Here is a 23,687-nt window from a genome sequence, read left to right on the forward strand (position 1 = left end):
GTGAGCGAGAGAACTCTCGTTAAGGAACTCGGCAAAATGACCCCGTAACTTCGGGAGAAGGGGTGCTCTGGTAGGGTGCAAGCCCGAGAGAGCCGCAGTGAATAGGCCCAGGCGACTGTTTAGCAAAAACACAGGTCTCTGCGAAGCCGTAAGGCGAAGTATAGGGGCTGACGCCTGCCCGGTGCTGGAAGGTTAAGAGGAGTGCTTAGCGTAAGCGAAGGTGCGAATCGAAGCCCCAGTAAACGGCGGCCGTAACTATAACGGTCCTAAGGTAGCGAAATTCCTTGTCGGGTAAGTTCCGACCCGCACGAAAGGCGTAACGATCTGGGCACTGTCTCAACGAGAGACTCGGTGAAATTATAGTACCTGTGAAGATGCAGGTTACCCGCGACAGGACGGAAAGACCCCGTGGAGCTTTACTGTAGCCTGATATTGAATTTTGGTACAGCTTGTACAGGATAGGTAGGAGCCTTGGAAACCGGAGCACAAGCTTCGGTGGAGGCATCGGTGGGATACTACCCTGGCTGTATTGAAATTCTAACCCGCGCCCCTTATCGGGGTGGGAGACAGTGTCAGGTGGGCAGTTTGACTGGGGCGGTCGCCTCCTAAAGAGTAACGGAGGCGCCCAAAGGTTCCCTCAGAATGGTTGGAAATCATTCGCAGAGTGTAAAGGCACAAGGGAGCTTGACTGCGAGACCTACAAGTCGAGCAGGGACGAAAGTCGGGCTTAGTGATCCGGTGGTTCCGCATGGAAGGGCCATCGCTCAACGGATAAAAGCTACCCCGGGGATAACAGGCTTATCTCCCCCAAGAGTCCACATCGACGGGGAGGTTTGGCACCTCGATGTCGGCTCATCGCATCCTGGGGCTGTAGTCGGTCCCAAGGGTTGGGCTGTTCGCCCATTAAAGCGGTACGCGAGCTGGGTTCAGAACGTCGTGAGACAGTTCGGTCCCTATCCGTCGTGGGCGCAGGAAATTTGAGAGGAGCTGTCCTTAGTACGAGAGGACCGGGATGGACGCACCGCTGGTGTACCAGTTGTCTTGCCAAAGGCATCGCTGGGTAGCTATGTGCGGAAGGGATAAGTGCTGAAAGCATCTAAGCATGAAGCCCCCCTCGAGATGAGATTTCCCATCACGTAAGTGAGTAAGATCCCTAGAAGATGACTAGGTAGATAGGTCAGAGATGGAAGCATGGCGACATGTGGAGTTGACTGATACTAATCGATCGAGGACTTAACCACAAAGAGTCATTATTTTAATGAACAACAATGGGTCGATATTCGGCTTTCTTGACATCAATTCTTTATCTAGTTTTGAAGGAACAATCCCTTCAATTGAATATTCGTCTGGTGACAATGGCGAAGAGGTCACACCCGTTCCCATGCCGAACACGGAAGTTAAGCTCTTCAGCGCCGATGGTAGTTGGGGGATCTCCCCCTGTGAGAGTAGGACGTCGCCAGGCAAATGTGAAAAGAGTAGCTCATTGTGAGTTGCTCTTTTTTTGGTTTTTGTTTGAAAAACATAGTGAAAGAGACGCTGTTTTAGGAACGGAGTGACTGCCTGTTGACGAAGAAGTGAATTAGATGGGGGATGAGTCTACTGGTGAGGTCGTTGCAATGAAAATTCGACACCTTGGCACGATTATTTAAAATCTCGCATGATAAATCACAACGCCGCATGAAAAACTCATCCCCCGCACGATAATCGTAAAACCGGCATGATTTCTATCTAATGACGCATGATTCCACCGCGAGAAGGTGATTCAATTAAAAGAATCCACACCTTAACCTGCCCAAGTCCACATTTAAGTTCATAATCTCAGCAATAACGGCCAATTCCCCAAATCCAGGATCAGTCCCCTCATGAAAAGTTCATCATTCCCACCTATATATGGATTCAAAGTATTAAATACCCGCTTTGTAGACCATGGAAATCCCATCCCCTAAACGCTAAAACACGAGCGAAACGGACTAAGATTTGATCCGTAACTCATATCACCAGTCATACCCTCCATACCCGTTGGAAGGCATTTGTGAAGTAAGAATAGCTTATTAAATACTCCATCTAAATAAACACGAAAAGGTTTTAATACATACTAATCATTCAATTCATACATCTTATATTCGGAGAAGTTGACTTCTTCTTCCGTTCGTTCTACGATATTAAGTAAATAGAGGTTTGATCTGAAAGGGTGGTACTCTTGCAAGGTTCTTCTAGTACTTCGATTGATTCGTTTTTAAAGTGGCTTGAACAGGAAGGGAAATCATTAAATACCATTTCGACTTACCATCAAGAACTTAAGAAATTTGAACATTGGCTTCAGGGAAATCAGCAAAAGCTTGGAGATTTGACTCAGAAAGATGTTCAGGACTACATCCTATTTTTAGAAGAGAAGGGAAAGAGCCCAATTACTACAGATAAAATTCTGGGAGCAATCAGAACTTTTTCAAAATATTTAAAGAAACCCCATCTCACGTTGGGGATCCAAATTCAAAAGGCAGATAAGAATGATGAAATAGATGTTCTTACGAAGAAAGATTGTGAGATGTTGTTATCTGAAGTACGAGAGCATGAGAGTGAAAGAAACATAGCCATTGTATACATGCTCCTCCACACCGGGATAAGGGTGTCTGAGCTTTGTGGATTGGCTCAGTCTGATGTTGACTTTCATGAAGGCCATCTGAAGGTAATGTCACCTCACGGGGAAGAAAGGGTGATCCCCCTATCTGATGAACTTAAAGATCATCTCATGAAGTATTTACCACTCAATCCTACGGAGAAGGCGTTGTTTGTGTCAAAATCAAATGAGAGGTTAACTGAGAGATCTGTGCAGTATATGTTAAAGAAATACGGTGTGAATGCTCAGAAATTACGCCATACCTTTTGTCAGCAATTGATTGATAAGGGTGTGAGCCTGGAAGTGGTCTCTAAGCTCGCTGGTCATAAGGATATTAACGTAACCAAAAAATATGCGAGATCCAGAGTGCAGCAGTCAGAATACGAAGATGCGATTCGAAAGACTTTTTCGACTGAAGGATGACATTTTGTGAAAAAGAAATTGTAAACAAAATCTCCATCCAGGTCATTAATGAAAATCTTCTTGATGGACTGGCAATTTAAATGCAAAAGGCAGATAAACCACATGTCTATCTGCCATACATAAAAGAGGTCTACTTTGTCATTTTATTGGATAGATACTCAATTCCTTCTATTATAATAAATGGACATCCCTCTGGTATAGGAGTCTTCAACACCTCAATGGACAATTTATTCAATAGCTTCGTCAATTTCGTCTGCTCTGAAGGGGTGAGGATGAATTGAACACCGTATAAGAAGAAGTCCGACTTTTGTTCCTGTTTCCATACTATTTTCCCGGGAAGACTGACTGATTCACCAAGTATATGTGTATGAAAATCAAAAGTGATCCCAGGTGATACAGGCAGCCGCAAATGAGTCAGGAATCGCAATCCACCGGGTCCCATGTTCTCTACCAACACTTCTGTTGTTCCTACCAGAGCCTGCTTCCCATTCACGCTTGCGATCGTCATGTCCGCGCTTAGGGAGTGCGTGAAGTCAATTCTGAATACTTCCCGCCTTTCCTCTACAGGGATTATAGGCTGAGTTTGTTGGGTTGATAGAACCGGCTTTAATAAAAATGCGAGAAAGTCTTCTGAAGGGACTGGTTTACTGAACAGGTATCCTTGTATGATGTCACACCCCTGCTGCTCGAGGAAGGTTCTCTGATCTTCAGTCTCCACGCCTTCAGCTACTACGTTTAAATGCAATCCATGTGCAAGGTGGATGATTGATTTCGTAATCTCGGAATCACTTTCGTTCAGGTAGTCCCGGATGAAACTCCGGTCTATCTTTACGGTATCTACATTGAATTTCTTCAAGTATAAAAGGGAAGAGAATCCGGTTCCAAAGTCATCCAGGGAAAATTGTATGCCGATCTCTTTCAATCTTTTCACTGATGAAATGAACGACTCTTCGTTCTGGATCAGGACACTTTCTGTAATTTCAAGATCGAGTAGAGAGGGATCCACTCCCGTCTCTTCTATAATATTGAGCATGGTCTGCATCCATTCATTCCGCAGAAAGCGTTTGGGAGACATATTAATGGATATCGGGACAGTGTGAACATTTGAACGGTCCCATTCTCTTAATTGCTCACATACTGTTTGAATCACCCAATCGGTGATAGAGATGATAAGCCCGTTTTCTTCGGCGATTGGAATGAATTCATGAGGAGAGACTAATCCCCATTCAGGGTGCTGCCATCTGATTAAGGCTTCTGCTCCTACGAGGCTACCTGTTTTAGTATCCACCTTTGGCTGGTAATACAAAAGGAGTTCATTGTTTTTTATCGCTTTACGAAGATCCTTTTCTAACTGGAATAGTTTATAGGATTCGATATTCATTGAAGACGCATAAATTTGGAAATTATTTTTCCCCATTTCTTTCGCTCGGTATAAAGCGGTATCTGCCCTGCTTATGAGAGTCTCTGAGTCTTCCCCATCGATTGGATAGAGGGTCATTCCAATGCTTGCTGTAACAAATAACTCGTAGCCTGAGATGAAGAATGGTTCTTCCAATGATGTAATCAGCTTTTGGGCAAACGACACAGCTTCTTCTGAATCCTTAATGTCACGAAGGAGGATGGTGAATTCATCTCCTCCCATTCTAGCAACAAGATCCAGATCAGGGGTCTTCTCACGCAGTCGGGTGGAGATCTCTTTTAATAGAACATCTCCTTTTAGATGTCCAAGGGTGTCGTTGATCCGTTTAAAGCCATCCATATCTATGTACAGAATGGTAAATTGTTTCTGTAATATGCCCGCACTCGCAAGTACATCATCCAGTTCATTTTCAAACATCCGTCGGTTTGGAAGGTCGGTTAAGTAGTCATGGTAAGCCAGGTGGGCCATGGTTTCTTCTGATTTGATCTGTTCAGTTACATCGGTGATGATCCCGTCCAAGCGGATGAGTGCTCCTTCCTGATCAAACACGGGTATCGTGTTATCCTCCACCCAGCGTATACTGCCATCTTTATGCGTGATACGGTAGCGTTCTTTCGGTGGTTTGGCCGTCGACAGTGTTTCCTGCCTTGAATGGTAATAGGAAAGATCTTCTGGAAAGATGAGGTCTGCCCACACAATCGACCCTTCTTCAAATTCCCAAGAGGTGTAGCCGGAAATGCTTTCAATTCCTGTCGAAGCAAACAGTACTTTTTTCTCTCGTACATCCACGGACCAGATTCCGGCGTCAAGATTATCATAGATTTTCTTGACATGCTCTTCTTGCTCTTCCATTTTCGATTGGATCTGAACTTGTTCGGTGATATCATGGGACGTTCCGATCATGCGAACCGGTTGCCCCATTTCATCAAGCAGGACATCGGCATATTGATTCAGCACGCGCTCTGAACCGTCTCTTTTAATGATTCGATAAGATATGCTGAAAATGGTTTTCTCTTCAATGGCTTTCTTAAAATGTAAATCGAAGTTTTCCCGATCATCAGGATGGATTCGTTCATACACTTTTTCATAGGTAGGCGACTCATCTATACCCAAGTCAAACATCTCATACATTTGATCTGACCACAGCGCTTTATTTTCGACAATATTAAAGTCCCACGTCCCGATGTCCACCAGCTCTTCTACATTGTGGACATTCATTTCAAGTTTTGAAAGGATGGCTTTCTGGGCTTCCATTTCGGTGACATCACTAATCAGAAGCACAACACCAAAGATTTCGTTCTGATTGAATAAGGGCTGAAGCTGGACACTTGTATCCATGAGCTGTCCATCCTTAAGAATATGTACACTATGATACTGCTGGTATTCGCCGTTTAAAGCTTTCGAGTAATGATCGAGTGTAGTAGGGATATAAGGTTGAGGTATACAGTTCGCAATGAATTGCTGAATATTCTTAACCTTTTTCCCGCACATAACCTTAGATGCTGCATTAGACGCGATCATACTACCATCAACATCCAGAATGTAAACGGGGTTAGGGTAGTGGTGGAACAACAATTCATACATATTCATCAGATGTTTGTCATCAACTGAATCATTTTGCGATTTTCTAAGAAGGTTAATAACATTTAACAAACCATTTTCCCCTTTCAACATAAAGGAACCTACAATATACTATGAAAAATATACCATAATAAGGTTGCAAAATGGAATGGACCATGGAGTGTTTTCGACGAAAAAACACTCATTTCCTCAAATTATGAGATTTTTCTCAAAAAAACCAAAATAGAAATGGAAATATTATGGAAAAAGTATATAATAGTAATAAAGTCTCATATCTAAGAAGATTCTGATAATAGAGGCTTATGAGAAAAAGGGAAAAGGAAGGTGTTCGATTTGAAAGGTTTAAAAGAGATGGTTACTCGAAGAACTGTTGCAATTTGTCCGGCGTATGATGGGGTTCATCAGTCGGTCGTCCACGACTTTGATAGGAGGAAGACTTACAGTGAAAAATCCTCCATGGAAATTCTGGACGAATCCTGTATGACTTACAGGTCCACGTACGATGGAAGGATCAAAGCCGTCCGGCATGCATTTGACTACCTTAGAAAAACACCTCTTATGATCTGCCCGCAGCAATACATCTATGCGATACCCACCATGGCCCCAACCGATTATGATTGTATGTGGCTCTTCTGCCAGCATATCGATTCAACCTCCACCAGAGAAGGAAAAACCTATGTGCACTTCACGAATGGAGAGCAGCTTGAAATCAACTGTTCAGAAAGCGTCATCACCAAACAAAGGGAGAGGGCAGCAGTCACCATGACCCATTTCTCCACCATCCCGACCATCTCATCCATGAACCGCAACGAAACCGGACTCCACCTCCCCGGATTCCACTCACACCTCCAGAACCTGGACGAACTCGGCGCCGATCTCAGAGGGACGGAACTCTAAAAGGTATCAAACAATCGAATATTAAAAAACAGGAGTAGGAAACGTGTTCCAACTCCTATTTGTCGTTGTTTTAAAAAAATGAGTGTGTTAAATAATTGAATCTAGTAATGAGCCGTTAACCAGAATGGATTGGATAAACTCTGAAACTTGTAGGTGTTTTTACTATTTTATATGCTCATGAAGTTGATTGGAGCGGAAGGTGCTCGACTCCGACGGGGAATAGCGGGAAAGTTGAGACCCCGCATGGCAAAGCCCGAGGAGGCTCAACTCACGCCTCGCGGAAAGCGAGCACCTGCAGCGGAAATCAACCAGCACTTTCCCATTCATCGACAACGGTTACAAAAATAACTATTAAAATAGAAAACTTCCCCACTATTCCCATCAAAAACAACGGTCTATTCTAAAATTTAATTTCATATAATATAAAATCTAATTGAAATATTATTTTAAAAGCGAGTATAATGGAATTAATGAAAACGCATACAGATTTCTGGGAGGAATGACTTGTGAAAGAAGATAATGTTTTTGAATTATCAACAGAGAAGGTGAATCAGAATACGCTCGGAATCGATACAGCGAGTACCGGTGATATTCTTCACATGATGAATGAGGAAGATCAGAAGGTGGCCGAGGCTGTCAAAGTGGTCATCCCACAAATAGAAGGAGTGGTCGATAAGGTCGTGACATCCATCTCTCGAGGCGGAAGATTGATTTACATGGGAGCCGGTACAAGCGGAAGGCTCGGTGTCCTGGATGCGGTGGAATGCCCGCCGACGTTCAGCGTGGATAGTGACGTCGTCGTCGGTTTGATTGCCGGCGGTGAGAAGGCATTCGTGAAAGCGGTGGAAGGAGCCGAAGATGATGAGGGGTTAGGCGTGTCAGACCTGAAAGAGATCGAATTGACTCCTATGGACACGGTTGTCGGGATCGCAGCAAGCGGACGTACCCCGTATGTCATCGGGGGACTGAAATATGCAAGGGAGTTAGGGGCGACAGCGGTGGCTCTTTCCTGTAATAAAGGATCGAAAATTTCTGCCGAAGCGGAGCTTGCCATCGAAGTGGATGCAGGTCCCGAAGCATTGACGGGATCCACTCGGTTAAAGGCGGGTACGGCTCAGAAAATGGTGCTGAATATGATTTCCACAGCAAGCATGATCAAGCTTGGAAAAGCCTACGGAAACCTGATGGTGGATGTGAATATCAGCAATTACAAGCTTGAGCAGCGGGCGATCGGCATCATCGAGAACATCACGGGGGCCGATAAAGAAACGGCAGCAGCGACGCTTGAGAAGGCGAATAATGAAGTGAAACCTTCGATTGTGATGATTACCCTCGGTTGTGAGTACGAAGAAGCGAAGAGCCGCCTGGAAGATGCCAACGGATATGTCCGGCTGGCCATTGAAAAATAGTCTTATCGTATAGGGGTACCTGTCCCCATCCGTTCATAGAAATAGAATGGGAGGGACAATCAATCGATAAATGGAACGAAAGGGGAAGGTGAAAGTGACGAATAAAGAATTGGCAGGAGTCATTTTGGAACGGTTTGGCGGTGCTGATAATATCGCAAACTATGAACATTGCATGACGAGATTGAGAGTGAAGGTGTATAACGAGGACCTTGTTCAGAAAGCCGAAATCAAGAAGATAGAAGGAGTATTTGGGTTCGTGGAGGATGAAACGTACCAGGTCATCCTTGGGCCGGGTAAGGTCAATAAAGTGACGGAAGAATTCGGAAAGCTCGTTGTCGCCACAAAAGGAGATCTTGACCTGAAGACACGGGCAGCAGAGCAAAAGGCTGATCTGAAGAAAAAGAACGCGACGCCATTCAAGCTGCTTCTAAGACGCGTGGCGAATATCTTCATTCCCCTCATCCCGGCACTGATTGCATCTGGTTTGATCACAGGGTTCACGAAGTTCTTCGTGCAGGCAGGCTGGCTGAACGGGGAATCCCAGCTTGTCATGATGCTTTCGATTATCGGAAGCGGGTTATTCGGTTACCTCGGCATCCTGGTCGGGATGAATGCAGCAAAGGAATTCGGCGGATCGGCGGCACTTGGTGGCTTGGCGGGGATATTGATCATCAATCCCGCGATTGGTGATGTAACACTATTCGGAGAAAATCTGCTGCCTGGCCGGGGTGGATTGATCGGTGTGCTGATTGCAGCCATCTTCATCGCATTTGTTGAAAAGAACGTTCGAAAGGTCATTCCTCAGGCGGTCGATATCATTGTGACGCCGACGATAGCGTTACTCGTTACAGGTTTATTGACGTACACGGTATTTATGCCGGTCGGCGGTTTTATTTCTGACATTATTACAAATGGTCTCCTTTCTCTTATTGACATGGGTGGCCTTGTTGCAGGATTCGTCCTTGGCGCAACTTTCCTGCCTCTCGTTGTGACAGGCTTGCATCAAGGATTGACGCCTGTGCATTTGGAACTGATCAATACGATCGGAGACGATCCGCTATTACCGATCCTTGCCATGGGCGGAGCCGGGCAGGTTGGAGCGGCGTTTGCCATCTTCATGAAAACGAAAAAGAAGAAGCTGAAGCGGGCAATCGGCGGGGCGCTTCCTGCCGGGATGCTTGGAATCGGTGAGCCATTGATTTTCGGTGTCACCCTTCCATTAGGAAGACCGTTCCTGACGGCTTGTTTAGGAGCAGGCTTCGGTGGAGCATTCCAGGCGTACTTCGATGTAGCGACGTTCGCCATCGGGGTATCCGGTCTGCCTTTGATCTTCTTAGTCAACGCCGGGGAGATCCTCTACTATACTCTTGGACTATTGATTGCCTATGCGGCAGGATTTGCTTTGACGTACCTGTTTGGGTTCAAGGATGAAATGGCGAGTGAGTTTGAATGATCGGAATTTCCGTCTATCTGTCTGATGAAGATGCTGAGGCGAGGATTCTTCGTGCCTCTTCAACAGGGGTCAAACTCGCTTTTACCTCCCTTCATATTCCGGAAGAATCAGGCATAAGCACTGAGAGGGTGAGAGGTCTCCTGTCCCTTTTTAAAAGGGAAGGATTCCAGGTGTTTGCCGATGTGTCAAAGAAGACGCCTGCCATGCTTGGGCTTCATCATTTTGAAGAGCTGAAGGAACTGGGCGTCACGTCACTGAGACTGGACGATGGATTCACGACGGATGAAATGCTCGAGTTATCCCGTCAGTTTCGGATCGCCATAAATGCCAGTACCGTTGGTGAAAAAGAACTGAAGCGGTGGATCGATTGCGGGCTGGAAACAGAGAACATGATCGCCTGGCATAATTTTTATCCGAAACCGGAAACAGGGTTGGATGAGGAGTATTTTCTGGAGCAGCAACATCTGTATGATACGCTCAGTATTCCCATCTATGCGTTTATACCGGGGGATGAAAAGAAGCGTGGCCCTCTCCATCTGGGACTTCCCACTTTGGAAGACCACCGAGGTCAAAGTCCTTATGTCAGTGCCGTACAATTGAAACGGTGGGGCGTGTCGGGTGTATTCGTTGGCGACCCGGGCTGTTCTGTGGAACTGCTGGGGAAACTTGTACGCTTTGATCAGGAGGATGTCATCGAGCTCTCGTACAGAGGAAGTGATGGAATCCAAGGGGAGTACCAGCTCAGACCGGATCCGGGCCGGGATGTGTTTCGGTTGTTGGACACAAGGACGGAAAGCGAGATTCCTCCACAACTTACCGAGGAGCGGCCACGGGGTACGATTACACAGGATAATGATCTGTATGGGCGGTATAAGGGTGAAATGCAGATTGTTCGACGGGACTTAGAGAGTAACCCCGCAGTCAATGTGGTAGGAAGAGTGTGTGACGAAGACCTTCCTTTACTGGAATCTTTTAAACCGGGTCAAAAGCTTCGAGTGGTCAGAGGGACGGACCTTCTTAACTAGTAGTGAAAAGAGTATGGGGGGCATCCTCATGCTCTTTTTCACTTTCAACGAGGGATCTAGCCAAGTGCCTCTTTTCATGACATATTTAAATATACTCATTATATTTCTCCATTTTTCTGTTATGATATTATCAACGAATATTTCGACAATAACCGGAATGAAGGGAATGCCAATCAATGACTAGTGCTTCAACCATGCTGATACAATACCTGGAAGATCATTCAGACGAATTTCTACATAATTGGCGCAAAAGTATCGTCATTTCAGATAATGATATATATAAAGAAGAAGTATTGAACAATGGTGTGAAGATGTTTCAATTAGTGAAGCGTGCGATTGTGAAGCCCCTCACGGAAGAAGAAATCACCACACTTGCCAACAAGACGGCTCATGAACGGGTCAATGCCAACGTGAATATCAGCGAATTTGTATATAACGTGAATATAGGCAAGAGCATCATCATTAAATGGGTGAGTAATTCTGGAATCGAACTGCGGGCATTGCAGCCCTTGATTGAAGATATTAATTCGTTATTTGACCGATTTTCCTATCTAGCTGTCAGAAAATATACGGAAATAAAAGAGCAGCAGCTCCAGGAGAAGGAACTGTATATCGACCAGACCCACAAGGAACGATTGACGATCCTAGGTCAGATGAGTTCAAGCTTCGTTCACGAATTTCGGAACCCCCTGACGTCCATCATCGGTTTCACCAAGCTTCTGCAGAACGGCTACCCTGATCTCCCCTACCTGGATATCATGCAGCATGAGCTTGAGCAACTAAATTACCGCATCTCTCAATTCCTTCACGTATCGAGAAAAGACCTGATCGATAGTACAAGGGAAGAAATCATCCTGACCGATCACCTGGAAGAAACCATCGAGTTCCTGTATCCGAGCCTCCTGGATGGGGATGTGTCAATCGATTTCAAATGTGAGGAAGATATCAAGGTGCTTGGAAACCGTGATGAGTTAAGGCAGGTATTCCTCAACCTCATCATGAACTCCATCGACGCCCTTCAAGAAGTGGACGAGTACAGGCAGATCAATGTCGCCTGTGATGTGAAGGATGGCAGGACGAATCTCGTCATCTCCAACAATGGCCCTCAGATCAAAGAAGAAACCATCGAAGCAATCTTTGAACCTTTTTACACTACGAAAGATCTCGGGACCGGGATCGGTCTTTATATTTGTAAGAAGTTGATTGAAAAGCATGGTGGTGAAATATACTGTCATTCTGATGATAATTGGACCACGTTTACGATTGGGATCCCTGTTGAATCAAACGTCATAATGTAATGAAAAAACCTCATTCACCAGGAATGGGGTTTTTTCATAGCGGGAGTATGAGTAACGGCAGGTCTTCCGATGGAATAATAATGGATTCTGGCTTCCTTCGCCTCCTCAAGGGAAAAACAATTACGACCATCAAAGAGGATGGGGGTTTTCATAAGCTTGGAAATGGTTTTTAATCGTAACACTTTAAACTCTTCCCATTCGGTCGCAATAAACAACATGTCCTGATCCTCGATGGCTTCGAAGCAATTGTCGGCGAATGAGACACTGGATCCATGGACAGATCTCGTATTTTCCATGGCCACTGGGTCGTATACTGTAAGATGGACTCCTTCTGTCAGCAGCTGTTTGATCATTTCCATGGAAGCAGCTTCTCTAATGTCATCGGTATTGGGTTTGAAGGACAGACCCAATATCCCTGCCCGCTTTCCTTTCAGATCCTTAAAATGTTGTTTCGCCATTTTCACCAATTTCACTTGTTGTTTGGCATTTACGTGAATGACGGATTCTAATAATTCGAATTCATGCTCCATCTCCCCAGCCATTTGCACGAGTGCATTCGTGTCTTTCGGAAAGCATGAGCCACCATAGCCTATACCGGCTTGAAGAAACGAAGAGCCGATGCGCTGATCCATGCCCATTCCTCTCGCCACATCTTCTACGTTCGCTCCAAGCTTTTCGCATAAATTGGCGATTTCATTGATGAAGCTGATCTTGGTTGCTAAAAAGGCATTAGAGGAATATTTGATCATTTCAGCACTTTCGATTGAGGTGTGTAAAACCGGTACCCCAAACGGTGCGACCAGAGTTTCTAATCTCATGGCGGACTCTTCATCATCCGTACCGATGACAATCCGGTCACCGTTGAACGTATCATGGATGGCGGATCCTTCTCTTAGAAATTCGGGATTGGAAGCAATCTTGAATCTGGCGGCTGAAGACGAATGAGTGGCTAACCAGGATTGAACCTTGCGATTGGTCCCCACGGGAACGGTACTCTTCGTCACCACAATCGTACCGTTGTCACGGGCATGCGAGCCGATTTTCTCCGCCACGTCCTGAAGGGCGGACAGGTCGGCAGAACCATCCGGACGGGAAGGAGTTCCCACCGCTATGATGATGACTTCAGCCTTTTTGCAGGCAACGGGATATTCTGTGGTAAAGGACAGATGACCGGATTGGTTGGTCTTTTTCAATAATTTGTCTAATCCCGGCTCATAGATAGGGGACTCTCCCTTCTTTAACCTCTTCACTTTTTCTTTGTTTGCGTCCAGACAAATGACGTGGTGTCCAATCTCTGCCAGGCATGCCCCTGTGACAAGGCCCACATAGCCGGCACCGATTACAGAAACATTCATTCCGTTACCTCCTTTTCAAGCAATTCTTTCAAGTAGGAGGTCAATGACGATTGGAGTTCCGGTCTTTTCATTGCACACTCAATCGTCGCTTTAATGAAGCCGAACTTATCTCCGATGTCATAGCGGTCTCCGTCAAATACTTTGGCATACATAGAGTGTTCTTGATTATAGTGGTTTAATGCGTCGGTCAACTGAAATTCTCCGCCTCTCCCCAATTGTAATCGATCTAAATAAGAAAAAATCTCAGGAGTTAGAATGTATCTTCCCATGATTGCCAGGTTAGAAGGAGCTTCATGTGGAAGAGGTTTTTCAACCAGCCCCCGGATTCGGTGAATATGGTCATCTTTCGCTTTTTCCATTAGGTAAGGGCTGACAATCCCGTACTTCGATACTTCTTCATCCAGCACTTCCTGAACCCCGATGATCGGTGCTTGAAACTCATCAAACGATTCGATCAGCTGACTGACACACGGTTGTTCAGATAGGATCATATCGTCCCCGAGCATGACGGCAAACGGATCATCCCCGATGAAGGACCGGGCACATAGGACGGCATGGCCCAACCCCAGGGGCTCCTTCTGTCTGATATAGTGAATGTTTGCGAGATTCGCAATTGACTGGACTTCTTCAAGGGCGTCCCATTTTTCCTTTTTCTCCAAGGTTGCTTCTAATTCATATGATTTATCAAAGTGATCCTCGATACTTCTCTTGCCGCGACCGGTAATGATGATGATATCCGTGATCCCGGAATGCACGGCCTCTTCTATGATGTATTGAATGGTTGGTTTATCTACGATTGGAAGCATTTCCTTCGGTTGGGCCTTCGTGGCCGGGAGAAATCGTGTGCCTAAGCCGGCTGCCGGGATGATGGCTTTTGTTACGTTCTTCTTGGGTAAGGACAGATTGGGTTGCTTCACGCTAAACACCTCCGAAAATATGTATCTCTATTTATATTATCAGAGGATGGGGTGGGATATCCCTTGGGAAAGGTTGGTTTTATGTGGAATTTAGATGAGATTAGTATCTGTCTTTATAAAATCGTCCTCTTTTACAAAAAAAGTCCCGCCAGAAATCCGCCGGGACTAACTTCACACTTATATTTCCAACAGGTTTCTTAACCGATGGCAGCCTCGAATTTCCGATCATTAATATAGTCACTCAGCTCCCCAGCCGGCACTGGCCGGCTAAAGTAATACCCTTGGGCATACTCACATTCCAATTCCTTCAACCATGCCAGTTGGGATTCGGTTTCCACCCCTTCTGCCACGATGGTCAGATTCAAATGCTTGGCCATGGCATGAATGGCGGAAACGATCGCTTTATTGGACTCATGATCATCCAGTCCCATGATGAAGCTCCGATCAATCTTCAACGTTTGAATCGAGAATTTCTGCAGGTAGCTTAACGAGCTGTATTCAATGCCGAAATCATCAATGGCAATGGATACGCCGATTTCCCGTAGGGCAGTCAGTTTCGTCAGGGCTTCTTCCACATGATGCATCGTCGTGCTTTCCGTGACTTCGAGTTCGATGAGGGAAGGGGGGACGTTGTATGTGTTCAGCACATCCCTCACCATGTCGACAAATGTAGCATCATGAAATTGACGGGAAGAGACATTGATTGAGATCTTGAACTCATGACCCTCCTGAATCCAAATCTTCAGCTGCTTGCAGGCTTCAATTAGGATGCGGTGGCCCAGTGGAATGATCAGTCCCGTTTCTTCAGCTAAAGGAATGAAGTCCACGGGTGAAATCAGCCCTTTGACCGGGTGATTCCATCTGACCAACGCTTCCACCCCGACGATCTTGTTTGTCATCAAGGAGAGTTGGGGCTGGTAATACAGTTCAAACTCTTCGTTGATCAGCGCTTTTCTCAGGTTCTCCTCAAGCTCGATCGGGTTGATGCCTTTCTCCTCAAGTTGATCGGAAAATAAAAGCTGATACGCGCCTTCGCTCTTTTTCATCGTATACATGGCGATGTCGGCCTTTTTCAACAAGGTGGAAAGATCATGACCGTCATTCGGGTAGAGGGAAATCCCGATGGAAGTGGACGTGATGATGTCATGGCCCCCGATATCAAATGGGGTCTCCAGACTTTCATGAATCGCAGCCGCCACCTTATGGACGTCATTCCGGCATCTGATGGAAGGAAGAAGGACGATGAACTCGTCACCGCTCATCCGTGCAATGAAGTCTTTCGTTCCCAGCACTTTTACACATCTTTTCCCTACACGGGAGATGAGCTCATCCCCGTATCCATGGCCCAATGTATCATTGACGATTTTAAATCGGTTCAAGTCGAGTAGCAGGATGGCCATCTGCTCATGACCCTCCTGTACTTTCTTCTCGAACTCTTCATTAAAATAGCGCCGGTTCGGTAATCCTGTCAGTTCATCATGATAAGCGAGGTATTGAATTTGCTCCTTATCCCGGATCGCTTCCGTAATATCCGTCGCCAGGACATGAGCCCCCGTCACTTCCCCATCGAGGTAGATCGGTACCACAATGACCTGAAGGGACATAATGTGCCCTTTCCGATGGGGGAATTTCATTTCGAACTTCGAGGGCTCACCGATCAAGGATTTCTGGAATGCGGTCTGGATCTCGTCCAGATCCTTCTCCATGACATACGATTGGAAGCCTTGACCAATCATCATATCCATAGGGTAGCCCGTCATATCCGCAGCTCTATTATTGGCCTCTATAATGACACCATCTCGATTATACGTGAAAATGGCAGAAAGATTATTCTGATATAAGGACCTGTATTCCTGTTCTTTCTCGTAAATATCCTTCATCTGTTTTTTATGTAAATCATGGGCCAATTGGTCCGGAATGAACCAGAGTGCCAGCAGGATGCCCATCTCAATGATAAAAGGAAGCATCTGATTGTTTTCCACCCGGGAAAGCTGCGGTCCATATTTCTCTGGTGAAAGAAGGGAGTAAGCCGTCAGATAGGTAATACCTGAGAAACCAAGCCCCATAATAAAGCTCCAGAATGCTTGCGTTTTCCCTCGATAGGAACTGTTTTCCTGATTGTTGAGTTGCAGGAGCATCCGGAAAAAAGGGAACGTCACACCAAGGGTCATCAAGATCGTTAAACCTATGTACATCGGTTTTAATTCAACATAAGGATAAATCAACCCGATATACGTGGCGAAATTCCCCGCCATCATGATCAGGGAAAAGATGAACCCTCCCTTGATAAAGTGAACCTTATCCGTATTCACGTCCTGAAATAGACGGAGAGACAGATAAATACTGAAAAAACAAATGACCAAAAAGATTGGAGCGAAATAGATGAACCGTTGGATGAAAATCTCGTATGAAACCATCAACATCACGGAAGCGTGGAGCATGCAATAAAATATTGTATAAATAAAGGAAGGGAGCCATAAATCCTTTTTGCTCACCAGTTGTTTCTGGCCGTTTCGCTTGAACGCTTCCTTCAGTGCCAAATAGCTGCAGCCAGCCGATAATAAAACACTCATGGTTATATTTATGAAAATTAGTAGGGAATCAGCCATTTGTACCTCCGTCCAAATACCTATTTCTAACAGTATATCATGTATTTCGACGGAATTTTCTTATTTTTTATGTTTTTCTTCTGTTAATCGACAAGGGAGTGAAGGTGGGAAGTACTGCTTCGGGGATTTCGAAAACCAGGGAGGGGGAAGCGGCTAGAGATTTTTCGACAAACCGGCATGATTATTTGAAAAGCGGCATGATTCCTGTATATTGGGCATGAATCATTTTCATACCGCACGAAAATCCCAAATAACGCTCGATCCTTCCCGAAAGTGGCATGATTCCTGAAATAGAGGTGAGAAGGATTTGAAAAAGTACGGTTACAATGGAAGAATACCCTCCCTTACTCCCAAAAAGTCCTCAAACAATAAAAAACCTCCCCGAACCACCCGGAAAGGTCACTTCAATCGCTCCATATCTTCAATCATTTCCTCATAAGGCGGATTCGACACACCTTCATACTGTTTCAACAAAATCCCGTTCTCACTCACCAGATAAAAAGAGGTCCCGTGCACAAACTGATTTGAACCTTCTACCTCCGCGGCAGGAGTTTTAAACGACACATTGGCGAAAGATTCAATCTCATCCCGGGTGTATCCCGTCAGGAAGCTCCAGTTCCCGGCATTGAATTCATACCGGCTGCTGTATTCCTTCAGCACATCCGGAGTGTCATGCGCCGGATCGACGCTGATCGAAACCAATTGGACCTCATCCTCCCACCCGGCCTCCCCAATCTTTTTCTGAAGCTTAGCCATATTCGCCGTCATCGGCAGACAGACCGTATCACAATTCGTGAAAATAAAATCGGCCACCACGATCTTCCCTTTATTGAGAGCGGCAAGCGACGTCTTCTCCCCATTCTGATCAACGGCGGATAAGTCCCCGACCTCCACCTTCATCGGAAACGACTCCTCCGCATCCTGCCGCTGACATCCACCCAACAACAGAAAACCCAATGCCACGATTGAAACCATAGACTTCACACCCACTGCGCTACCCCCTTCTATAATAGAGGTCCGTCCCTCCACGTGGAGGGACGGACCTTGCTTCGTTAGTCGATGAATTGTTTGTCGATGAGATCGGTGAATTCTGGTTTTTCTTTCAGGAATTTGAGTTCGTAAGAGGAGTCGGCGAATGCCTGGACGGCGTCTGAATCCACTTTGTAGGTGAATCCGATTCGTTCCCATGCCTGGTCGACGACTTCTTTACTCAGTTCCTGGCCTGTGACTTCTTTTACGTCTTTGATCGTGATTTCTTTCGCTTCTTCAGGATTTTCTTCTATAAATGAAGTCGCTTCTTTATGGGCATCGACGATCTTTTGAATCGTGTCAGGATGTTCTTTTACCGATTTCCCTGACGCCACGAGTACGGAAGCAGGTAGTGTTTCCCCGAAAGAAATTTCATCATAATTGATGATGATGTTGGCGCCTGTTTCCTGTTGGATCACGGCTGCCCAAGGTTCAGGAGCGACGGCAATGTCGACTTTTCCGGATTTCAGCATGTTCGCATATTGTGCAGGGTTTCCTGTTACGTGCTTCATCGTGCCCCCGATGCGCTGGGACTCGATCCCGTGCTCGCCGAGGAAGGTTTCCACCTGGACATCATGAGTACAACCGACTGCCGGCGTGATGAAAGATTTGCCTGCAAAATCCTCAATAGACTTCACGCCGCTTTCTTTACTCGCAAGGACCACGGTTCCACCAGTCGATCCGCCACCGATGATTTTCACGTCGGCACCGGTCATATAGTTATTCATCGCTGGACCAGGTCCCACAAGACCCGCATCGATATCACCCGTTTTCAAGGCGGTCATGAACGAAGAACCATCCGGGAATGTTTTGTATTCCACCTTCGTGCCGTCTCCCAGCTGTTTTTCATAAAATCCTTTGTCTTTTGCAACCATGGCCGGGACGTGGTTAATATTAGGGAAATAACCGATGACGACTTTCTTGCTTACATCGCCACCCGAGCTCTTTTCAGTCCCGCAGCCGGCGAGAATCCCAAGGAATGTGAAGAAAATCGTGACAAGTAAAAACATCTTTTTCATTATTTATCCTCCTAAGTGCGGGTGAACCCGCAAATTTGTTTACGATTCCAATCCCCAGCGTTTGATGACGGATTTCTCGATGCGCTGGAAAAGCAATTGATCGACGATGGCCCCGATGACACCGATGATGATCATGACGGCGATCACAAGACTCATGTCACCGAAATCCGAGGCGTAGCGGAGCGTGTATCCAAGCCCCGGACCGGTACTGAGGAGTTCGCCTGCCATCAGTGCCCGCCATGCGAATGCCCAGGCAAGGCGCGATCCGGTGACCACATAGGGGATCGACGCCGGAAAGATGACCCGGATGAATAAGTCCAATCCTCTCGAGCCCATCGTTTGTGCGGCTTTTAAAAAGAGGGGGGAGACGTTTTTGATCCCCATCCGGATGTTCAGGGCCATGACGAATGTTCCCCCGAGGATGACCACGAATATGACAGCTTTTTCATTGAGTCCGAACCACATGATGGCCAGTGGCAGCCAGACGATGCTCGGTACACTTTGAAAAGCGAGTAGCAAAGATCCGAGCGTATCGTCGGCAGTTTTTGATTTTGCCAGAAGTACGCCGATGCTTGTGCCGATGACTAACGAAATCCCAAGACCGATGAAGAGCCGTTTAAAGCTCGCGATCAGATCGATAATCAGGGTCTGATCGGCAATCCCTGTGTAGAGTGAATGGAAAACGGATGTAGGTGATGGAAGGATGATTTCCGTCCAGAATCCCAATCGTGACCCCGATTCCCAAAGGCCGATGATGAGGGCAAAAAAGATGATGCGTTTAAGAGCTGTGTTCATATGCCAATTCCTCACTTATCACTTTGTCGATTTCCTTCTTTAAATAGCTCATGATATGTTCTTCAATTTTCACCATTTCTTCCTTATGGGCATCCCGTGAACGAGGGATATCCACTTTGATATCCGCTAAAATCGTTCCGGGCCGGGTCCCCATGACGATGATCCGGTCTGATAGCTTGATAGACTCCGAGATACTGTGAGTGACGAACAGGACGGTCTTCTTCGTTTCCATCCAGATCGTTTCAAGCTGGTGGTGGAGGCGTGAGCGGGTCTGTTCATCCAAGGCGCCGAATGGTTCATCCATGAGCAGGATCTCTGGATTCATGGAGAGGGCACGGGCGATTGCCACCCGCTGCTGCATTCCTCCAGAAAGCTCATGGGGATAATGATCCTGATAGTTTCCGAGCTGGACCATATGTAAGTATTTGGCGGCCTGGGCTCTTGCTTCTTTCTTGGACATTTCTTTTTTCAAAGGGAATGTGACGTTGTCCCGGACATTCAGCCACGGGAACAGCGCAGCCTGCTGGAAGACCATGCCCCGGTCTTTTCCGGGTTTCTTGATCGGATTTCCGTCTACAAGGACTTCTCCGGATGTAGAGTCGGTCAATCCTGCCACAATCGAAAGGAGGGTGGATTTCCCGCAACCCGATGGTCCCAGGATGGAGACGAATTCACCCTTATCAATTTCGAGATTAATCTCTTTTAGCACGTCTGTGGGCCTACCCGTCTTATCAAGATATTGCTTATTTAAATGGTTGATCTCGATGAACATCTCATCACCCCTTATCTTATAATTCTTATTAGTTTAGTCGGAATATAAATAATACAATTATAGTATATTGGGGGAGGTTGTCAAGGTTTCCTTTATTTCGGTAACAGAAAAAAAGAAGCATTTGTCAACCTAATCAGAATATTTGTAAATAAAATGAAAAAATATCCAAATAAATGAAATATTTACAGGGGCAGCATCGTCTAATGTATATAAAGGAAAAACGAGGGGAATGGGATGTCTGACAATAGGCTGGTTGCAGATTGGTTTCATCATTACAGTGATTCGATCTACACGTTTCTCGTACCAGGCGTTAAAAAATTTCCATTTATGACAGGAGGAAAAAAATGAAAAATTTAAACAAAGAAAACCTTTCAAGAACTTCAAAAAACAGGATTTGGAAAGGTGATAAACGGGGTAGTCTCATTGCAGCAGCACTTGGTATTTTCGTATTTTCATTGCTTACCATTTACATCATTTCAGGAACAGAGAAAGGACCGGAACATGAACGATACGTGCAGGCGGAAGAGGAAACCCAAGCAGTTTATGAAGAAGGGGAGGGGAACCTGCATAAAACGGAAGAAGAACAAATGTTGAATTCTATAGAAGAGTACAAGTTGAAGTCAGTTCAGTATCTTAAAAAAATGGCAGTGGAACCAAGGGGGGAGGTCGAGGAAGTTGACCAAAAGACAGAGAAGGTAACGAACCAAGAAAACCGTTTAGAAAACAAAAAAAGGTCTGTCATAGTGGAGGACGAAATCAACATGGCGAAAGCAGAAGCTGAAGAGAATAAGCGTAAGGAAGAAGAGAGAGTAGCCCAAAAACGCAGGGAAGAAGAGAAATTAGCTCAAAACCAGAGGGAAGAACAAGCTTCGAAACCAAAAGAAGTAAGCAACAGCGGTACAGTATCTGAAGAAAAGGAAGATAGCTTAGATGAGAACGATCCGGAAGATGAGCTGTACCCGCTGGAATTTACGATGACAGATCCTAATGGCCATACGTTTAAACTAAGTCGTGATTTCAGTATCTATAAAATCGGAAAAGGATATGACGACATTGCGAGAAAATATGGAGCGCGTTTTTACTATACCCCAAACTCGGATGTGTCCAATGTCATCATCGGCAGGAAAATAATCGCCACCGTTTCTCTCGTATCAGCAGCCAACGTGGAGTATAAAGACCTTTTTATCGACCTGATGACCTTTCAGTCTAAGAAGTACACAAGGGAACAATTCGCTGCCTTGGTTGACACTGTCATCGAGAGCGGAGAACCTTATATAGTCGAGGAAGGGGACTCGGGGGAATTATTAAAAGTGGAAAATGGAACAATCATTTATCACAGTTGGTAGAGTAAGGTTAAAAGAGGCATCCCGTTTTTCGGGGATGTCTCTTTCTTGCTCAGAGACAACGTCACCTGACAACTATCTCCCATCCTCAATATGTGGCGTTTGCCATGCTGGAATTTCCATGCCGAATATGAAACTAGTCGTTTTTAACCACCCCAAAGAGGGTAACCCTATACTAAATACCAAAATTTTCTTTAAAACCAATAGGAGGGACCAAATTTGATCAGCCAAACGAGAGATATTGTCCAAAAATCATTAAATGCGTTACTAGAGGATCAGTTATTTTTACCGGAAGTGAAAGGTGAGAACCGAAAGAAAGCGTTTACGTCGTTGACCTCGATTCTGTCGACGCCGAATCACGTACATAAATCGTATTTGAGGGTTCCACTGGATGATGAGAAAGTCGTCCGGATCCCGGCGTTCCGCGTTCAGCATAACAATGCCCTCGGACCATATAAGGGAGGGATCCGTTTTCATGAGTCGGTGAATGAAGAAGAGGTCGTGAATCTGGCGTCGTTGATGACGTTGAAGAATGCCCTTCATGACGTACCGTTCGGCGGCGGGAAAGGCGGGATCATCCTGAATCCCCGCGAGTATTCCGAGAAGGAGCTTCATTTGATTGCGAGGAAATATGTGCAGTACTTTAGTGATATCCTCGGACCTGATAAGGATATACCGGCTCCTGATATGGGATCCGGCGAACGGGAAATGGACTGGATGATGGCCGAGTACAAGAGTATTCGCCCCGGGATGCCATATAGAGGAAGCTTTACCGGGAAAAGCGTCGTGAATGGCGGGTCCCTTGGCCGACGGGAGGCGACGGGGAAAGGCGTGTTCTTTACATTCCGTTACCTCGTCCATAATTTCGTGAAGGAGCAGAAGAGCCTGCTGACGAAGACGGATAATGTATTTGCGAAAACGGCCCTTGATTATGAGGATAGACCGTTGACGATCGCCGTCCAGGGATTCGGGAACGTCGGGTCGGTTGCGGCCCTTGAAGCTCACCAGTCCACTCATCTGCAAAACAAAGTGGTGGCGGTGAGCGACCGGAATGTGACCCTGTACAATGCAGATGGTCTTGATATCCCGGCACTGGTCGAGTTCACGATGAAGAATAAGGGTGACCTGCCGACTGAAGATGGACAATTGAAGGAAATAGGCGTAAAGGCGGAAATTCAAGAGCGTGATGAGGTCCTGTATTTGGACGTTGACGTTCTGATGCTCGCTGCCCTTGAAGATCAGGTACATAAGGATAATGTAGGGAAAGTGAAAGCAAGAATCATCGTGGAAGGGGCGAACGCGCCAATTACGACTGAAGCGGATTCGTACTTGAGTGATAAGGGTGTCATCGTCATCCCCGACATCCTGGCCAATGCAGGAGGGGTGATCGTCTCCTACTTCGAATGGCTGCAAGGGAGGGAAACCCAGTTCTACACAGAGGAAGAAGTCTTCAACCTCCTCTACGACAAAATGAAAACCACCCTTGACACCGTCCTGCCCCTCTTCTTCGGAGACCCTTTCCCACTCCGCCAGAACTGCTACATCCACTCCGTCATGAAACTCTCGACGGTCCTATATCGACAAGGGAAACTGTATTAACATTTGAGGGACGGACCTCTATTCCTAGGAGCTGGTGCTAGGAGTCGAGGTCCGTCCCTCTAAATATTTTTATGAAAGGTGTCTTTCTGTCTCGCCTTCGCCTATATAAAGGGTGAAAGGAGGTGA

At 46.0% G+C, this 23,687-nt stretch carries 16 protein-coding genes and 2 rRNA genes (1 of these 18 running past the window's edge); 10 read left to right on the forward strand and 8 right to left on the reverse strand.

Going from position 1 to position 23,687, the window contains the following annotated elements; translation table 11 throughout:
* From ACSQ2E_RS02305 to ACSQ2E_RS02315, 3 genes are all read left to right on the forward strand, one after another.
* Nucleotides 1–1,241: ribosomal RNA gene (locus ACSQ2E_RS02305) — 23S ribosomal RNA — on the forward strand (it extends 1,696 nt beyond the left edge of the window).
* A gap of 104 nt (nucleotides 1,242–1,345) precedes the next feature.
* Nucleotides 1,346–1,462 (forward strand): 5S ribosomal RNA (rrf, locus tag ACSQ2E_RS02310).
* A 738-nt stretch (nucleotides 1,463–2,200) separates the two neighbouring features.
* Complete coding sequence (locus ACSQ2E_RS02315) at nucleotides 2,201–3,040, forward strand: tyrosine-type recombinase/integrase (RefSeq protein ID WP_435989163.1); 840 nt, start codon at nucleotides 2,201–2,203, stop codon at nucleotides 3,038–3,040.
* Nucleotides 3,041–3,170: 130 nt separating this feature from the next.
* Here ACSQ2E_RS02315 and ACSQ2E_RS02320 read toward each other — a convergent pair whose 3' ends face one another.
* On the reverse strand, nucleotides 3,171–6,113 hold the full coding sequence (locus tag ACSQ2E_RS02320; RefSeq protein ID WP_435989164.1) for an EAL domain-containing protein: 2,943 nt from the start codon (nucleotides 6,111–6,113) through the stop codon (nucleotides 3,171–3,173).
* 279 nt (nucleotides 6,114–6,392) lie between these two features.
* Here ACSQ2E_RS02320 and ACSQ2E_RS02325 point away from each other — a divergent pair, with 279 nt between their 5' ends.
* The 5 genes from ACSQ2E_RS02325 (at nucleotide 6,393) to ACSQ2E_RS02345 (ending at nucleotide 12,123) form a co-directional block, all read left to right on the forward strand.
* Nucleotides 6,393–6,938, forward strand: a complete 546-nt coding sequence (locus tag ACSQ2E_RS02325) for a competence protein ComK (RefSeq protein ID WP_435994366.1) — start codon at nucleotides 6,393–6,395, stop codon at nucleotides 6,936–6,938.
* A 506-nt stretch (nucleotides 6,939–7,444) separates the two neighbouring features.
* A complete protein-coding gene (gene murQ / locus ACSQ2E_RS02330) occupies nucleotides 7,445–8,347 on the forward strand; it encodes an N-acetylmuramic acid 6-phosphate etherase (protein ID WP_435989165.1) in 903 nt (300 codons plus the stop codon).
* A gap of 94 nt (nucleotides 8,348–8,441) precedes the next feature.
* Nucleotides 8,442–9,800, forward strand: coding sequence for a PTS transporter subunit EIIC (locus ACSQ2E_RS02335; RefSeq protein ID WP_435989166.1), 1,359 nt, complete (start codon nucleotides 8,442–8,444; stop codon nucleotides 9,798–9,800).
* Complete coding sequence (locus tag ACSQ2E_RS02340; protein WP_435989167.1) at nucleotides 9,797–10,825, forward strand: MupG family TIM beta-alpha barrel fold protein; 1,029 nt, start codon at nucleotides 9,797–9,799, stop codon at nucleotides 10,823–10,825. Before ACSQ2E_RS02335 ends, ACSQ2E_RS02340 begins: the two co-directional genes overlap by 4 nt.
* A 176-nt stretch (nucleotides 10,826–11,001) precedes the next feature.
* On the forward strand, nucleotides 11,002–12,123 hold the full coding sequence (locus ACSQ2E_RS02345; RefSeq protein ID WP_435989168.1) for a histidine kinase N-terminal domain-containing protein: 1,122 nt from the start codon (nucleotides 11,002–11,004) through the stop codon (nucleotides 12,121–12,123).
* A gap of 14 nt (nucleotides 12,124–12,137) precedes the next feature.
* Here the strand turns inward: ACSQ2E_RS02345 and ACSQ2E_RS02350 are convergent, their stop codons facing one another.
* From ACSQ2E_RS02350 to ACSQ2E_RS02380, 7 genes are all read right to left on the reverse strand, one after another.
* The gene (locus ACSQ2E_RS02350) at nucleotides 12,138–13,478 is read right to left on the reverse strand and encodes a UDP-glucose dehydrogenase family protein (RefSeq protein WP_435989169.1); all 1,341 of its coding nucleotides are present in this window, start codon (nucleotides 13,476–13,478) and stop codon (nucleotides 12,138–12,140) included.
* Nucleotides 13,475–14,395 carry a UTP--glucose-1-phosphate uridylyltransferase GalU gene (galU, locus tag ACSQ2E_RS02355; protein WP_435989170.1) on the reverse strand — a complete coding sequence of 307 codons (921 nt, stop codon included), beginning with the start codon at nucleotides 14,393–14,395 and terminating at the stop codon, nucleotides 13,475–13,477. The genes ACSQ2E_RS02350 and galU overlap by 4 nt, the downstream gene beginning before the upstream one ends.
* Nucleotides 14,396–14,592: 197 nt before the next feature.
* Complete coding sequence (locus tag ACSQ2E_RS02360; RefSeq protein WP_435989171.1) at nucleotides 14,593–17,004, reverse strand: putative bifunctional diguanylate cyclase/phosphodiesterase; 2,412 nt, start codon at nucleotides 17,002–17,004, stop codon at nucleotides 14,593–14,595.
* Between the two features lie 399 nt (nucleotides 17,005–17,403).
* Nucleotides 17,404–17,994 (reverse strand): SCO family protein, encoded by a 591-nt coding sequence (locus ACSQ2E_RS02365; protein ID WP_435989172.1) that lies wholly within the window; start codon nucleotides 17,992–17,994, stop codon nucleotides 17,404–17,406.
* Between the two features lie 62 nt (nucleotides 17,995–18,056).
* A complete protein-coding gene (locus tag ACSQ2E_RS02370; protein ID WP_435989173.1) occupies nucleotides 18,057–19,052 on the reverse strand; it encodes an aliphatic sulfonate ABC transporter substrate-binding protein in 996 nt (331 codons plus the stop codon).
* Between the two features lie 39 nt (nucleotides 19,053–19,091).
* The gene (locus tag ACSQ2E_RS02375) at nucleotides 19,092–19,847 is read right to left on the reverse strand and encodes an ABC transporter permease (RefSeq protein WP_061810393.1); all 756 of its coding nucleotides are present in this window, start codon (nucleotides 19,845–19,847) and stop codon (nucleotides 19,092–19,094) included.
* Nucleotides 19,831–20,619 (reverse strand): ABC transporter ATP-binding protein, encoded by a 789-nt coding sequence (locus ACSQ2E_RS02380; protein ID WP_435989174.1) that lies wholly within the window; start codon nucleotides 20,617–20,619, stop codon nucleotides 19,831–19,833. Before ACSQ2E_RS02380 ends, ACSQ2E_RS02375 begins: the two co-directional genes overlap by 17 nt.
* Nucleotides 20,620–20,963: 344 nt before the next feature.
* Here ACSQ2E_RS02380 and ACSQ2E_RS02385 point away from each other — a divergent pair, with 344 nt between their 5' ends.
* Nucleotides 20,964–21,965, forward strand: a complete 1,002-nt coding sequence (locus tag ACSQ2E_RS02385; RefSeq protein WP_435989175.1) for a hypothetical protein — start codon at nucleotides 20,964–20,966, stop codon at nucleotides 21,963–21,965.
* Nucleotides 21,966–22,181: 216 nt separating this feature from the next.
* Nucleotides 22,182–23,561 carry a Glu/Leu/Phe/Val family dehydrogenase gene (locus ACSQ2E_RS02390; protein ID WP_435989176.1) on the forward strand — a complete coding sequence of 460 codons (1,380 nt, stop codon included), beginning with the start codon at nucleotides 22,182–22,184 and terminating at the stop codon, nucleotides 23,559–23,561.
* The last annotated feature ends 126 nt before the right edge of the window (nucleotides 23,562–23,687 follow it).

Origin of the sequence: Rossellomorea sp. LjRoot5, from assembly GCF_964253455.1 — a bacterium.
Lineage (GTDB): Bacteria > Bacillota > Bacilli > Bacillales > Bacillaceae_B > Rossellomorea.

Bases quoted from the DNA above. Each gene is read 5' to 3' on its own strand.
- ACSQ2E_RS02325 (WP_435994366.1), top strand. From the start codon at position 6,393: ATGGTTACTCGAAGAACTGTTGCAATTTGTCCGGCGTATGATGGGGTT.
- ACSQ2E_RS02340 (WP_435989167.1), top strand. From the start codon at position 9,797: ATGATCGGAATTTCCGTCTATCTGTCTGATGAAGATGCTGAGGCGAGG.
- ACSQ2E_RS02345 (WP_435989168.1), top strand. From the start codon at position 11,002: ATGACTAGTGCTTCAACCATGCTGATACAATACCTGGAAGATCATTCA.
- ACSQ2E_RS02350 (WP_435989169.1), bottom strand. From the start codon at position 13,478: ATGAATGTTTCTGTAATCGGTGCCGGCTATGTGGGCCTTGTCACAGGG.
- ACSQ2E_RS02360 (WP_435989171.1), bottom strand. From the start codon at position 17,004: ATGGCTGATTCCCTACTAATTTTCATAAATATAACCATGAGTGTTTTA.
- ACSQ2E_RS02370 (WP_435989173.1), bottom strand. From the start codon at position 19,052: ATGAAAAAGATGTTTTTACTTGTCACGATTTTCTTCACATTCCTTGGG.
- ACSQ2E_RS02375 (WP_061810393.1), bottom strand. From the start codon at position 19,847: ATGAACACAGCTCTTAAACGCATCATCTTTTTTGCCCTCATCATCGGC.
- ACSQ2E_RS02380 (WP_435989174.1), bottom strand. From the start codon at position 20,619: ATGTTCATCGAGATCAACCATTTAAATAAGCAATATCTTGATAAGACG.
- ACSQ2E_RS02385 (WP_435989175.1), top strand. From the start codon at position 20,964: ATGAAAAATTTAAACAAAGAAAACCTTTCAAGAACTTCAAAAAACAGG.